This window comes from Nonomuraea sp. NPDC052116 (genome assembly GCF_040680035.1).
Lineage (GTDB): Bacteria > Actinomycetota > Actinomycetes > Streptosporangiales > Streptosporangiaceae > Nonomuraea > Nonomuraea angiospora_A.
On the sequence record NZ_JBFAWA010000059.1, the window covers coordinates 1 to 13,763 of the forward strand.

Here is a 13,763-nt window from a genome sequence, read left to right on the forward strand (position 1 = left end):
GGTCTTGATCGAACGGGTGCCGAGCATCGCCGCCCGCTGGTCCGCGCCGACCCGGTCAACCCCGGGCAGGCCGTGCAGGAAAGCTCGCAACGCCGAGTCGGACGAGGCGACGTCCGCGAGCGAGGTAGTCACAGTTGACACCAACACAGCATCGCCGACCAGGGCCGTGAGCTCCAAACCGGACCGCCTTAGGCGGTCGGCCCCGGGGTCTTAGGCATGCCGTACGCGTCGGCGTACCGGAGATAAGGCATCCACCCGATGTGGCAGGCAGGGCCTTAGACCGAGTCTTAAAGGTGTCAGGAAGAAGCACGAAATTTCAGGAGACACACCATGCACCCCGAGATCGAGTACGAGCTCATGAAGAACCACGCGAGCGAGCTCCGCAAGGCCGCCGCCGAGCACCGGCGAGTACGCGAGGCCGAGAGGGCCAACAAGTCCGAGCGCCGCTCGGTCTTCGGCAAGCTCCGTTTCTCATGACCCTCCCACGAGAGCCCGGCCACCACCTCCCTCGTGGCCGGGCCTCGAAACCCCCGTAAAGGGACCCCCATAAAAGCGTCGAAAGTAATCGATGGGGCATGACATGCTGGATGACATGCGGGGACGTTCTGTCAGTCCCGTCTTCGTCGGGCGGGAAGAGGAGCTGGCGGCTCTGTCTGAAAGCTTCGACGAGGCGCGAAAAGGCACGGTAACGGCCGTCCTGCTCGGCGGCGAGGCCGGAGTCGGCAAGACCAGGCTCATCCAGCGCTTCGCCGAGCAGTGCCAGGCCTGTGGCGCCCACGTGCTGTTCGGCGGCTGCGTGGAGCTGTCCACAGAGGGTCTGGCCTACGCGCCGTTCACCGCCGCGCTCCGGCAGCTCGTCAGGGAGCAGGGCCCCGCGGCCGTCGCCGGGCTGCTGCCGGACGGCGCCGAGCGCGATCTCGCGCGGCTGCTGCCCGAGTTCGGCGAGCCGAGCGGCGACGGCGAGACCGACACCGGCCGCGCCCGGCTCTTCGAGCAGTTCCTCACCCTTCTCGAACGCCTGGCCCTCGCCCGTCCCACCGTCCTCGTCATCGAGGACATCCACTGGGCCGACAGGTCCAGCCGCGATCTCATCGCCTTCCTCAGCCGCAACCTGCACGCCCCGCAGGTGCTGATCGTCATGACCTACCGCTCCGACGACCTGCACCGCCAGCATCCGCTCCGGCCGGTGCTGGCTGAGCTGGGCAGGGTGAGCGGCGTGCACCGGCTCGACCTGCCCCGCCTGTCGCGGGACGAGGTCGCCCAGCAGATGGCCGGCATCCTCGGCGAGGTCCCCCAGTACGCCAAGGTCGAGAAGGTCTACGAGCGCAGCGAGGGCATCCCGCTGTTCGTGGAGGCCATGCTGGAGGGCGAGGACTGCGCGTTCCCCGAGTCCATGCAGGACCTCATCCTCAACTCCGTCGAACGGCTGCCCGAGGAGACCCAGCGCCTGCTGCGCGTCGCCGCCGCCGGCGGCATCCGGGTCAGCCACAAGCTGCTGGCCGCCGTGAGCGGCCTGTCCGACGTCGAGCTGGAGGCCGCGCTGCGCCCGGCCATCGCGGGCAACGTCCTGCAGATCGCCGACAACCGCGCCTACGTCTTCAGGCACTCGCTCATCCGCGAGGCCGTGCACGACGAGCTGCTGCCCGGCGAGCACCAGCGGCTGCACGCCAGGTTCGCCGAAGAGATCTCCAAGGACCGCGGGCTGGTCCCGCCGGGGCGCGCCGCCGTCGAGCTGGCACACCACTGGTACGGCGCCCGCAACGACACCTGGGCGCTGATCTCCGCCTGGGAGGCGGCGCAGAAGTCGTTCAAGGCGTTCGCGTACACCGAGGCCGTTCCGCTGCTCGAACGCGTCCTCATGCTGTGGGAGCGCGTGCCCGACGCGGCCGAGCTCATCGACGCCGACCACACCGCCGTCCTCGAACGCGCCTCGGAGGCCGCGAACGCCGGCGGCGAGGCCGACAAGGGCGCCAAGTTCGTCAAGGCCGCGCTGGCGGAGCTGGACGAGGCCAAGGAGCCCGGCCGCGTCGCGCAGCTCATCGTGCGGCGGGTGGGGTTCAAGAACTCCAAGGGGCAGCTCGGCGTCATCGAGGATCTCCGGCACGCGCTGCGGCTCGTACCCGAGAACGGCGCCGACCGCGCCGAGGTGGTCTCGGTGCTGAGCCGCCACCTCATGTTGCGAGGTGAGATCGCCGAGGCGAGCGAGCTGATCGCCGAAGGGCTGCGCCTGGCCAGGGAGCTCGGCGACGGTTGCCTCGAAGCCGACCTGCTGATGAACCTGGCGCTGGGCCACTCCCTCAACGGCGAGAACGAGTCCACGATCACCGTCAACGAGCAGGCGCTGGAGATCGGCACGGCGGCGGGGTCCGCCCGCCTGATCACCAGGGCGGTCGGCAACAACATCGACGCGCTGATCGACATGGGCCGCCACGAGGAGGCGCTGCGCCTGGCCGAGCACGGCTGGGAGCTCGCCAAGAAGTACGGCAGGCTGCGCGGCAGCGGGCTGTTCATCAAGAACAACTGGGCCGAGGCGCTGGAGGTGATCGGCCGCTGGGACGAAGCCATCGAGATCATCGAAGGCGCGCTCGGTCACGGTCCCGTCCTGCGTCACAGGTACGCGCTCCTGCGCGTCCGCGCCGACATCGCCCTGGCCAGGGGCGAGCTGCAACTGGTCGAGGGCATCCTGTCAGAGGTCGGCGTGCTGAAGGACCGGCCCGAGGAGTTCGTCCAGGACATCATCAACAACGCCCGCCTGCACATCGGCTGGCACCTGACGAAGGGCGAGCCGGGGGCCGCGCTCAGCGTGGCCGAGCGCGTGCTCTCGCACCACAAGCAGTCCAGCAAGGCCATGCTCAGCTGGCGGCTGCTCTCGCTACTCCGCACGGTCTGCGACGCCGCCGAGGCCACCGAGCCCGAACGGGCCGCCGCGGTGCGCGAGCTGGCCGCGGAGGTGGCGGCCGAGCTGTCGGTCATCGGGCCGGTCGTGGAGGCGTACCGGCTGTCGTACACCGGCGACTTCGACGCCGCCGCGGCGGCCTGGGAGCGGCTCAACCGCCCGCACAACCAGGCCAAGGCCCTGCTGCGGGCGGCCATCGCGGCCGCGCGCGGGGGCGACCGCGAGGGGGCGGCGGCCCGGCTGAAGGTGGCGCGCCCGCTGGCCCAGGCCTTGCGCGCGACACCGCTGATCGAGGAGATCGAGGCGCTGTCGCGCCGGGTGGGCGGGGTTCAGCCCGCCCAGGAGCCCTCCGAGCTGCTGACGCCGCGCGAGCTGGAGGTGCTGCGGCTGGTGACCCAGGGCAGGACCAACAGGGACATCGCGACCGAGCTGTTCATCTCGGCGAAGACGGTGAGCGTGCACGTGTCCAACATCCTGGCCAAGCTCGGCGTCACCACCCGCGGCGAGGCCGCCGCCGCGGCCCACCGCCTCTCACTACTGTCCCCCTGATCCGATAAGCGCTTCCGCCAGGAGGACGACGCCGAAGATCGCGAACGCCGCCGCGGCGCCGTACCGGATGACCTTCTCCGGCAGGTGCTTGCCCAGCAGCCGTCCCACCAGGATCGCCAGCGCGTCCGCCGCCACCATGCCGACGGTCGAGCCGATCCAGGTGCCGAGCCAGCCGTGCTGCGTGGCCAGCGTGATGGTGGCCAGCATCGTCTTGTCGCCCAGCTCGCTCAGGAAGAACGCCACGGTCACCGCGATCAGGGCGTTCCTGGTGGTGCGCTGGGCCTTCTTCGACTCGTCCTCGGTCAGCTCGTCCCCGCGCAGCGTCCACGCGGCGAACCCGAGGAAGGCAAGCCCCGCCACCACCGCGATGGCCGTCGTCGGCAGCGCGTCACCGATCAGCCCGCCCAGGGCGACGCTGGCCAGGTGCACGAGGGTCGTGGCGATGGTGATGCCCGCGAGCACGGGCCAGATCTTGAAACGGGTCGCGAACGTCATCGCCATGAGCTGACTCTTGTCGCCGAGCTCGGCCACGAAGATGACGGCGAGACTGATCCAGAACGCTTCCAACGGTCCCCTTCCGCGCGACCGAGCCGGAAGCGGCGACCCGGGGAGATTCGGGCACGACTTCGGCCCGGCAGCGTCGCATTGCACAACTGCCAGGCCGAAGGTCTCGTCCGCCCGTATGAGGCCCGTGTGACCGGGCGCGATGAAGCGCCAGTGTGTCGATCACACGATTGGGACTACTCCCCTTCGGAAATTCCAACCAACCATAACAGCCCGCGAACGTGACCTATTCCCCGAGTTCGCAGCCGACGAGCACGGGCTCGTTGACCAGCGTGACCCCGAACTTCTCCCGCACCCCGTCCCTGACCTCCCTGGCCAGCGCGATCAGGTCGCCAGTGGTGGCGACCCCGTCGGGGTTGGTCAGCGCGAGCGTGTGCTTGGTGGAGATGCGTACGGGCCCGCGCGCGTACCCCTTCGGGAAGCCCGCCTGCTCGATCAGCCACGCGGCGGGCACCTTGACCGCCCCGCCGGGCAGCTCCCAGCGCGGATGGCCCGGGGCGCGGGAGGCCAGCTCCGCGGCCTCCTCGGGCGTGAGGATCGGGTTCGTGAAGAACGAGCCGGCGCTGCGGGTATCGGGATCGTCCGGGTCGAGCACCATGCCCTTGCCGCGCCGCAGCGCCAGCACGGCCTCACGGGCCTGCGCGAGCGGCACCCTCCCACCGGGCTCCGCATCCAGCCTGCGGGCCAGCTCCTCGTACGCCAGCCGGCCGGACATTTCCGAAATATCCAGCGCGTACGTCACCGCGAGCACCACGTGCCGCGCCAGGTCGCGCTTGAAGGCGCTGTCACGGTAGGAGAACCCGCACTGCCGCGCCTCCAGATCCACCACCTGCCTGGTGCGGCGGTCGTAGGCACGCACGCACCAGACGGTCTGGGCCACCTCCTGCCCGTACGCGCCGACGTTCTGGATGGGCGTCGAGCCGACCAGCCCGGGGATGCCCGACATGCACTCGATGCCCGACCAGCCCTCGGCCACGGCGCGGGCGACCAGCGGGTCCCAGTCCTCCCCCGCCTCGACCGTGACCAGCACCTGCTCGCCGTCGCGCGAGACGGTCACGCCCCGGGTCGAGACCTTGATGACCAGCCCGTCGAAGCCCTCGTCGGCCACCACGACGTTGCTGCCCCCGCCGAGCACCAGCGTGGGCAACCCCTTCATGTCCGCCTCGGCCACCAGGGACACGAGGTGCTCCGCCGTGGTCGCTTCGGCGAAGTCGCGGGCGGGGCCACCTAGGCGCAGCGTGGTATACGGCGCGAGCATCTCCATGGGCCAATAGCTTATGAGGTGCCCAGTATGCGCAGCACGCGGTCGAAGTTCCGGCGGGACTCCCGTGCGTCGTAGTCGGGGTCCACGTCGTGCGATCCCAGCCGCACGGCGGGCAGCGGCTCCTCGGGCACGACCAGCTCTCTGCGCCCTTGCCGGAGAGGCTCTCGCTGGTTGGGCCCCTGCTGGTGGGCCCCCTGGAGGGACCCTTGCTGGTGGGAGCCTTGCTGGTGGGACCCTTGCTGGTGGGAGCCTTGCTGGTGAGCCCCTTGCTGGAGTGCGAGGGAGAGCGCCAGATCGGCGTTCCTGCCGTAGCCGGCGTCCTCGGGCAGGGCTCCGAGCGCCGGGGCCCGGCGTACCGCCATGAGCTCCCCCGTCAGCGCCCGCACCCTCCTGGGCCCGGCCGTGCCCGGCCCCGGCTCCACCACGCGGACCGGCTCCGGCTCCCCGTCCGGGAAGTCCACGCCCCTCCACCCGGCCGCCACGGCGCCCCCCGCGACGGCCGCGACCAGCGGGGTCAGCGCGTCGCCGCAGAGCTCGACGTTCGTGTCCATGAGCACGTGCACGTCCGCCTCGTCGAGCCGCAGCAGCTTGGCACGGCATTCGCCCCAGGTCGCCGTACCCCCTCGCCAGTGCGGCTCCTCGGCCACGTGCCACACGGCGATCCGGTCCGGATGCCGGTCGGCCAGCTCGTCCAGCACCTCACCGGCGCCGTCGACGTCGCCGAGGTCGAAGGCGAGCACGCGCGCGTTCGTGTGCTCGACGATCGATCCCACGCTCTTCCTGACGTCCTCCGGCCAGCCGTCGACCAGCAGGCTCACGGTGACGGTGACGTCCTTGATCTCCGTACGCTGGCGTTCCAGCTTGACGCCCAGCTCGTCGAGACGGTTGGTGGCCAGCGAGCTGTCCCATACGCGCTGAGCGTGCAGCATGGTGTCACCCGTGTCGCCCCACCGTCCGAGAGCGCCGGAAAAGCCCAACTCGGCAGCGGGATCAAGCCGAGCATGCGCCCCTGCCCCTTCCACCTCGCCCTTCGCACCGGCAGTTTCGGGTTCGGTCACCTTGGCCTCCGGACCGGCTTCGGTCACCTTGCCCTTCGCGCCAGCCGTACCGGCTTCGGTCGCCCTGGCCTTCATGTCGGCCGTACCGGCTTCGGTCGCCCTGGCCCTTGCACCGACAGCCCCGGTTTCGGTGCCGCCCGCGGTGTCCCGTCCGGTGCCGGAGCTGCCCGCCACCTTCTCGACCCGCGCCGGCCGAAGGTGGGCGGGCGGCTTGGCATCGGTCACAGCGGAAACGGGGATCGATCGAACTGTGGGCCAAACTCGTCGCGCGGCTTCGTTCATGGACGTCACGCGTACCCGAGACCCGCCCGAAATATCACCCGGCCGGCCGCCGCGTCAGGACAGCTGGACCACCGCGCGGGCCTTGGACAGCACCTTCTGATCGCCCGACCTGGCGGTGAGCCCGATGACCACCCGCTTGTCCTCCAGCTTCTCCTCCACCACCCCGCTGACCGAGACCGTCGCCCCCTGATCGTCGTCGGGAACGACCACCATCGACGAGAACCGCACCCCGAAGTCCACCACCGCCCCGGGATCCCCGGCCCAGTCCGTGACGAACCGCCCGGCCTGCGCCATCGTGTACATCCCATGCGCGATCACGTCGGGCAGCCCCACCATCTTGGCGAACCGCTCGTTCCAGTGGATCTGGTTGAAGTCCCCGGAAGCCCCGGCGTACATCACCAGGTTGAGCCTGCGCACGTTGTAATCGGCGGCCGGGATCTCCTGCCCGACCTCGACCTCGTCGTACTTCACCGTGGCGGTCATCTCAACCGGCCCCTCCGCGCTCGACGATCGTGTTGTAGGTGACGCAGACCGGCTCGCCGTCGACGGTCGTCACTTCGCTCCTGACCGTCAGCAGCTCGTTCCGCCCGGCCGTGCGGATGTCAGTGATCGTCGCGGTCGTGACGAGCTGGTCCCCGGCGCAGACCTGCCGGACGTACTCGAAGCGCTGCTCGCCGTGGACGACCATGGCGAGGTTCAGCCCGAGGTCGGGATCGACGAGCGCCTCGCCTCCGCTCTGCAGGCTGAACACGATGGGGAACGTGGGCGGCGCGATCACATCGGGATATCCGGCGGCCTGGGCGGCCTCTTTGTCCCGGTAGAGCGGGTTGTTGTCACCGATCGCGGCGGCGAACTCCCTGATCTTCACCCGGCTGACCTCGTACGGCGCGCTGGGCGAATAGGTCCTGCCCACGAAGTCTCGGTTCAAGGCCATCAGTGCTCCCTCGCATGTCACCAACCGAGCGCTGCTGAGGCCGACGGTAACAGAACAAGGTTCGGCTGTCGCCGTGATTATCTTGATTTTGCCGTTGCCGAGTCCGTGGTCGGATCTCAGCAATCCGGGCGTTTCCGCCCGGATGGTCCGTCACGTCACCGAAGCGTGGGATGCGTTTCGGTTTGAGGACGGTCTCCCGCTTCCTTCTTCCTGCGCCTGGGCGCGGGGAGGATTGCGTCCGCTGCCCGCTTGCCCGTCCCTGCCGCGCGGCTGGTTCGGGCGGTGCGGGTCTTCCGCTGGACTCCACGGGGCTTCGACACCATGGGTATGGTGTCCTGGTCTCCGGCCACTCCGGTACCAGGGGTGCGGGTCGCGAGTGCGGCCAGGTTGAATGCGGCGTTGTGGTCCCTGTCCAGGACCAGGCCGCATGCGTCGCATTTGAAGACGCGGCAGCTGAGGGGCAGCTTGGCTTTCACCACGCCACAGCCGGAGCAGGTCTTCGACGACGGGTAGAACCGGTCGGCAGCCTGCAGGTGGCCGCCGTGCCGTGCGCTCTTGTAGGTGAGCTGGCGGCGGATCTCGCCGAAGGAGGCGTCCGCGATGGACTTCGCCAGACGCCGGTTGCGGGCCATGCCGCGCACGTTGAGGTCTTCCGCCACGATGGTGCCGTACCGGCGGGCAAGCCGAGTGGTCTCTTGGTGGATCAGGTTCGCGCGGAGGTTGGCGACCCGGTGGTGGATCTTGTTGCGTTCGGCGTTGGCCTTCTCCCACCGGCGAGACGGCTCGATACCCGTGCCCTGGTCCGGGCGGCGACGCCGCGACACCTTCCGGGACGCCTTGCGGAGCCGTTGGAGGGCTTGCCGGTAGAACGCCGGATTCGGGACCTGCAGTACTTGGCCGTTGCTGTCGGCGGCGACGAGGAGGGTCTTCACGCCGACGTCCATGCCGACCCAAGCGTGCGGCAGTTCCACCGGCTGGTGGGGGCGGCGTTCTTCGACCTGGAAGGACACAAACCAGCGGCCCCGCTCGAAGCGGACCGTTGCGGACAGGATTCGCATCTCGTCCGCCTCCGCCTTCGCCAGCAGGCCGGAGAGATCATCGTGAACGCGGATGCGGCCCGGGCGGGGCAGCACGATGTGCCGGCGGTCGTCGATACGGATCGTGCCGGTCGTGAACCGGCACGCCAGGCGGGCCTTGCGCTTGGTCTTGAACCGGGGACGGCCCATGCGCCGGCCCTTACGCACGCCTTGCTTGGACTTGCTGTAGTTGTCGAACGCCGCCGAAGCGTTGGCCAGGCCCGTGTTATACGCCTCCTTCGAGTTCTCCTCCCACCAGCCCGCAAAGCGCGAATCGGTGCGCTTGACCTGGTTGAACTCCTTACGCAGCGCCGGAAGGGACCACGACCGCCACGCGGTACGGTCTTCCTCGCAGATACCGTAGGTCTCCTCCGCCTTCCGCTGCGACCACGAGGCCAGCACCCAGCGCACCGCCCAGTTGTAGGCGGCCCGCGCGGCACCGCAGTGCGACCGCAGCGCGGTGAGCTGGGTGGCGTTCGGATCGAGAGCGACCTTGTGAGCCAGCACGGTGTACCCGTCACGGGGCTGGAACTTCTTCACTCCTGCTCCGCCCCTGTTTCGGTCGCTGCTTTCACCGCACGCTCCGCGCGGTTCCTGGCGGCGCGACGGCCGTACGGACGAGCGCACATCGAGGTGAGGACCTCGGTCACGTCCCGCTCCAGGTCATCCGTCGTCACTTCCTGGTCCAGAACGACAAGGCGGCGGCCGGTCGCCAACAGGGCGGCTTCGAGGTGCTCGACCCCGAAGCGGGCCAGCAGGTCGCGGTGCTCCACCAAGATCACGACGACCTTCGGGTCGGACAGGACCTGGTGCAGCTTGCGCCGATGCCCGCCCCCAATCCGGCACCGGACGGCGGTCACCCGGCGAGGTCACCACACGCCGGACACCGCAACACTGGCACGTCTGCATAACGCCTCGCCCACCTCCCGTCCCTTTACCGAACGTGACCGCGAGATTACCAACATTCGACCATGCCGGGCAGAACATTCGAGCGAAACGCAAGCCCTTCTCCCCGTCCATGGGAGCCGCAGACTCACGCAACCGGCTCCACCCGGACCGCGCCGCACCGCACCGCAAGGTCACACCCAACGCCGATATCGACCCCTGCGACCTCGTACACACCTACGCACACTCAAACGACAACTGTTGCGACCCTGTATCCCGTACGACTGCGCACGATGGGCACCACCCGCCGTACGTGACCGAGGGCCTCTGGGACTCGCACGGGATCGGCCCCCATCACGGCGCCTGCTGACCCGCACGCGGCCGACCACCGTCAGCACGCCCCGACCCCCATAGGACCAGCCGACGTCACGACACCCGCAGGCCCCACTGGACCGCCCCCCGCGGGGCCGATCATCATCAGGGCGTCAGAGAGGACCCTGGGGTCCGTGTGGAGTCGCTGAAACCCTGTGCAGACGCGACAAACCGGCGCCCCGTGATAGGACGCCGGTTGTGCGATATGACGAAATGTGGGGCAGAAGCCCTGCCCGGAGACCTAGCGGGTCTCGCGGTGCGCGCGGTGGCAGCGGCAGTTGGGGCAGTACTTCTTCAGCTCAAGCCGATCCGGGTCGTTGCGCCGGTTCTTCCGCGTGATGTAGTTGCGGTGCTTGCACTCCTGGCAGGCCAGCGTGATCTTCGGCCTAACGTCGGTGGCAGCCACTTGGGAGTGCCTTTCTACGTTCGGGACATGGACACGCCCGTACCCAGGCCTGGTGACCTGGGAGTGGGCAGTAGCGGAGGCCGGACTTGAACCGGCGACACAACGATTATGAGCCGTTTGCTCTGCCTGACTGAGCTACTCCGCCTTTGGGCCGGTAACGACCCCGGCCCCGTAGAGGATACCCGACACAGCGAGCACATTCGTAACTCGCCCGATCGGGTGGGGTGCTCCCAGTATGCCTCAGGAACCCCCGACAACCGAAATCCATTACCAATCGGCGATGCTCGCCCCCGAACAGCCGACTCCACCTGAAGATCAAGCAGTGGAGGAGGCAAGCGTAGCAGCGACCGGCGCGACGCGCACAACCCCTGAGAGCCCTTGGTTCTCGCCGTGGCGCACATGATCCCGCCCGGCCCCGCCCGGCCCCGCGCGGCCGTAAGAGCCGTACCTTTTGGGCATGAGCTTCGTGGGCACTCCCCGGCCGCGTCCGCGCTGGCACCACGCGCACACGGATCTGGAGGACTTCGCGATCGTGAGCTACCGGGTGGACGCCGACGCGCTCGCCCGGCACCTGCCCGAGGGCTTCGCGCCCATGGAGGCGAGCTTCGGGGACGGCCCCGGCGCCCTGGTCTCCGCCGTCGCCTTCCGCGACCGGGACTTCCACTTCCGGTTCCTGCCGCAGGCGTCGATCAACTGCGGGCAGATCAACTACCGGGCCTACGTCACGGCGTACGGCAAGGCGGGCGTCTGGTTCTTCGGCACCCGTCTGGACCACCCCGTCGTGGCGATCCCGCAGCACCTGTGGGGCATGCCGTGGCGCCACGACCACATCCGCATCGAGGCCGACTGGCTGGGCACCCCGGCCCGCTGGCGCCTGGAGTCCACCGACGGCCGGTGCGAGGCGGTCGAGCTCCCGCAGGCTCCGACGCTGCTGGACGGCTTCACGGACGATTCGGACTGGCTGGAGCAACTCACCCACCCCACCCAGGGCTGGTACCGGCGCAGAGACGGCCGGGTGGGCGCCTACAGCATCTGGCACCCGGTCATGCGGCCCCGGCACCTGGAGGCCACCTTCGCCAGGTTTCCCTTCTTCGAGCGCCTGGGGCTGATCGCGCCCGACACGCCCCCGCACTCGGTCCTGGCGCAGGCCCGGATCCCCTTCGACATCCACACCCCACCGCACCGCTTCCACCCGCACGAGTGACCACGCCGCTCGACCGCGACCGGTACGCGCAGGGTGGCGTGGCGGCGCAGGGCAAGCACACCCCTGTGAAGCGGGCCTGGCGGCGCGGGGCAAGGGTGGCGGCGCGGCGGGACGGTGATTTGGGGTGGGTGGAGGAGGTTGGGCGGCGAGGACGGGGGTGGTGGTTAAGGGTGGGGGTGGATGTGCTGGGGTGGGGGCGAGGGGTGGGGAATGCGAAACGCCCGGCCCCGCGATCTTGCGGGTCGGGCGTTGTGGGTGTTCAGAGCAAGAGCCCCCAAACGGAATCGAACCGTTGACCTTCTCCTTACCATGGAGACGCTCTGCCGACTGAGCTATAGGGGCCTGTCCGGCGCTGCGGACAGGTGTAACCATACACGGCACTCAGCGATGATGCGAACTCGTTCGGGCCTCCGCGCGCACTTCCGTCCGCCGCCGCGCAGGCAGTTCGATGACCTCGCAGAGATCGGCCAGGTCGACGTGTCTGGCCACCTCCGCCACAGAGGTGCAGTCGGCGACCACCCACCCGTGCCGGCGCACCCGCAGCAGTTGCCGCCCGCCGTGCACCACGCCTACGACCTCGTAGCCGTCGAGGCCGACCCATCGCCTGTCCATAGCGGCACACAGTAGCCGCCGGGTCTCTCAATTTTTGCCACGCCACACGCGTTACAGGCCATACCGAATCGGTTCAGAGTCGGTAGAAACCCAAGAAATCCTTCCGACGGGCGATGTCGTCCACGCGCACCACCGCACCGGTCTCGGGCGCGTTCATCATCTTCCCGTTGCCGAGATAGATGCCCACATGGTGGGTTTTGATGGCTTTTTTCGTGATGCTTCCGAAGAAAACCAGGTCCCCCGGCATGGCCACCAGAACCCGCCGCATCCGCCGTACGTGATCGTTGGTGTTCCCCGGCCCCAGCACGTCGGACCCGCTGGCCAGCGCGTACACCCATCGCGCGAACCCCGAGCAGTCGAGCCCGCGCGTCCGGGCGGCCGGGCAGGGCCGGATCTTTCCCTGGTATCCCTTGCAGGTCCCCTTCGACGGCCCGGGCTCCTCGGCGTGACCGCCTCCCCACGAGTAGACGATCCTGCGCTGCTCGATCTCGTACGCGATCCGCACGACGTTCTCCGGCACGTACAGCCCGAGCGGCACGGAGGCCGTGGCGACGAGCAGGACCAGCGCCGCCGCCCCTGCTGCCAGCCGCCACCGCCTCATACCGTCCCGCCCCCGACAAGCTCCATGGCCCTCAGGAGTCATCCTGCCTCATGGGGATCTGCGCCGCTCAGCGGCTCCCAGGCAGGCGTCAGCGGGTCTTGAGGGTCAGTTTCACAGAGCCCACGGTGACGTACAGCCCGACCGTGCCCTTCGACTTCGACGGCTTCGTGGTGATCGTGAACGTCGCCTTCTGTCCCCGCGTCAGCTCCCCCACCTGGCACAGCACCGCCGTACCGCTGAACTTGCACCCGGGCGCCTTCACCACGCGCTGCCCGCCGAACGCCCGCCCCGACACCTTGACGTCCTTGACGGGGTGCGGGCCGGTGTTCGAGACGGTGACCGTGTACGTCTTCCGGTTCCGGGCCGCGCCCGAGACCGTCACCTCGGCCGGCGGGTTGGCCAGTTCCTTGAGCTGGGACTCGGAGCCGTTGAACGAGTTCTGCCCACCGGCCAGCGTGCCCTTCTCCGCCGACTGCCAGAACGTGTGCCTCTTCCAGCCCTTCGGCAGCTCACCGGGGTCGCCGCCCCAGCGGGCGAGCCAGAGCGGGTTCGACTTGAACTTGTCGGAGTTCCCCGTGCAGGTCTGCCACCAGCTCGTGGTGGTGTAGATGATCGCGCGGCGGCCGGTGGCCTCGTGGTACTTCTTCGTGAAGTCCTTGATCCACGTGACCATGTCCTCGGCGGACAGGTCGTAGCAGTTGTTCTTGCCGTTCTTGTCCTTGTACGGGTTGTCCTCGATATCGAGCACTCCGGGCAGCGTTTGACCGTCGCTGATCCAGTTGCCGCCGTTCTGCAGGAAATAGTCGGCCTGGGCCGTCCCGTCGGATTCGTGTGGTTGCGCAAAGTGATATGCGCCCCGGATCAGCCCGGCCCCGGCGGCGCCGCCGTACTGGGCGTCGAAACTGGGGTTGCGGTAGTTCGTCCCCTCGGTGGCCTGCACGAACGCGAACTTCGCGCCCCCGGAGGCCACGCTTTCCCAGTCGATCTCGCCCGTCCAGTTACTGACGTCGACGCCGGGAACACCGTCGGCCGCCTCCGCGACTCCACCCATACCTAAGGC

At 69.1% G+C, this 13,763-nt stretch carries 13 protein-coding genes, 2 tRNA genes and 2 pseudogenes; 3 read left to right on the forward strand and 14 right to left on the reverse strand.

The window, feature by feature from the left end; all coding sequences use genetic code 11:
* A pseudogene (locus AB0L65_RS58750) lies at window positions 1–132 on the reverse strand (deoxyribose-phosphate aldolase); the annotation flags it as partial.
* A 198-nt stretch (window positions 133–330) separates the two neighbouring features.
* Here AB0L65_RS58750 and AB0L65_RS58755 point away from each other — a divergent pair.
* Window positions 331–477, forward strand: coding sequence for a hypothetical protein (locus AB0L65_RS58755; protein ID WP_192789639.1), 147 nt, complete (start codon window positions 331–333; stop codon window positions 475–477).
* 115 nt (window positions 478–592) lie between these two features.
* Window positions 593–3,445, forward strand: coding sequence for an AAA family ATPase (locus tag AB0L65_RS58760; protein WP_364265658.1), 2,853 nt, complete (start codon window positions 593–595; stop codon window positions 3,443–3,445).
* Here AB0L65_RS58760 and AB0L65_RS58765 read toward each other — a convergent pair.
* The 9 genes and pseudogenes from AB0L65_RS58765 to AB0L65_RS58805 form a co-directional block, all read right to left on the reverse strand.
* Window positions 3,431–4,012 (reverse strand): TMEM165/GDT1 family protein, encoded by a 582-nt coding sequence (locus AB0L65_RS58765; RefSeq protein WP_364265660.1) that lies wholly within the window; start codon window positions 4,010–4,012, stop codon window positions 3,431–3,433. The two genes, AB0L65_RS58760 and AB0L65_RS58765, sit on opposite strands and share 15 nt — an antisense overlap.
* Before the next feature lie 223 nt (window positions 4,013–4,235).
* A complete protein-coding gene (locus AB0L65_RS58770; RefSeq protein ID WP_364265662.1) occupies window positions 4,236–5,273 on the reverse strand; it encodes a UDP-N-acetylmuramate dehydrogenase in 1,038 nt (345 codons plus the stop codon).
* A gap of 11 nt (window positions 5,274–5,284) precedes the next feature.
* Window positions 5,285–6,556, reverse strand: a complete 1,272-nt coding sequence (locus AB0L65_RS58775; RefSeq protein ID WP_364265664.1) for a hypothetical protein — start codon at window positions 6,554–6,556, stop codon at window positions 5,285–5,287.
* Window positions 6,557–6,667: 111 nt separating this feature from the next.
* Complete coding sequence (locus tag AB0L65_RS58780; protein ID WP_350733726.1) at window positions 6,668–7,096, reverse strand: MaoC family dehydratase; 429 nt, start codon at window positions 7,094–7,096, stop codon at window positions 6,668–6,670.
* Window position 7,097: 1 nt separating this feature from the next.
* A complete protein-coding gene (locus AB0L65_RS58785; protein WP_192789633.1) occupies window positions 7,098–7,547 on the reverse strand; it encodes a MaoC family dehydratase N-terminal domain-containing protein in 450 nt (149 codons plus the stop codon).
* Between the two features lie 155 nt (window positions 7,548–7,702).
* Window positions 7,703–9,163, reverse strand: coding sequence for an IS607 family element RNA-guided endonuclease TnpB (gene tnpB / locus AB0L65_RS58790; protein WP_364265667.1), 1,461 nt, complete (start codon window positions 9,161–9,163; stop codon window positions 7,703–7,705).
* A pseudogene (locus AB0L65_RS58795) lies at window positions 9,160–9,453 on the reverse strand (IS607 family transposase); the annotation flags it as partial. The gene tnpB and the pseudogene AB0L65_RS58795, both read right to left, overlap by 4 nt.
* A gap of 668 nt (window positions 9,454–10,121) precedes the next feature.
* Window positions 10,122–10,286, reverse strand: coding sequence for a 50S ribosomal protein L33 (gene rpmG, locus AB0L65_RS58800; RefSeq protein WP_019632658.1), 165 nt, complete (start codon window positions 10,284–10,286; stop codon window positions 10,122–10,124).
* A gap of 71 nt (window positions 10,287–10,357) precedes the next feature.
* Window positions 10,358–10,431 (reverse strand) — tRNA-Met (locus AB0L65_RS58805).
* Between the two features lie 312 nt (window positions 10,432–10,743).
* Here AB0L65_RS58805 and AB0L65_RS58810 point away from each other — a divergent pair.
* On the forward strand, window positions 10,744–11,490 hold the full coding sequence (locus AB0L65_RS58810) for a DUF2071 domain-containing protein (RefSeq protein ID WP_364265669.1): 747 nt from the start codon (window positions 10,744–10,746) through the stop codon (window positions 11,488–11,490).
* Window positions 11,491–11,759: 269 nt separating this feature from the next.
* Here AB0L65_RS58810 and AB0L65_RS58815 read toward each other — a convergent pair.
* The 4 genes from AB0L65_RS58815 to AB0L65_RS58830 all read right to left on the reverse strand — a co-directional run bounded on the left by AB0L65_RS58815 (window position 11,760) and on the right by AB0L65_RS58830 (window position 13,754).
* Window positions 11,760–11,832, reverse strand: a tRNA-Thr gene (locus AB0L65_RS58815).
* A gap of 39 nt (window positions 11,833–11,871) precedes the next feature.
* Window positions 11,872–12,102: a transposase gene (locus AB0L65_RS58820; protein WP_364265671.1), complete on the reverse strand. Its 231-nt coding sequence runs from the start codon at window positions 12,100–12,102 to the stop codon at window positions 11,872–11,874.
* 73 nt (window positions 12,103–12,175) lie between these two features.
* On the reverse strand, window positions 12,176–12,703 hold the full coding sequence (locus AB0L65_RS58825) for an NlpC/P60 family protein (protein ID WP_364265673.1): 528 nt from the start codon (window positions 12,701–12,703) through the stop codon (window positions 12,176–12,178).
* An 88-nt stretch (window positions 12,704–12,791) separates the two neighbouring features.
* On the reverse strand, window positions 12,792–13,754 hold the full coding sequence (locus AB0L65_RS58830) for a GH25 family lysozyme (RefSeq protein ID WP_364265675.1): 963 nt from the start codon (window positions 13,752–13,754) through the stop codon (window positions 12,792–12,794).
* Window positions 13,755–13,763 lie beyond the last annotated feature (9 nt).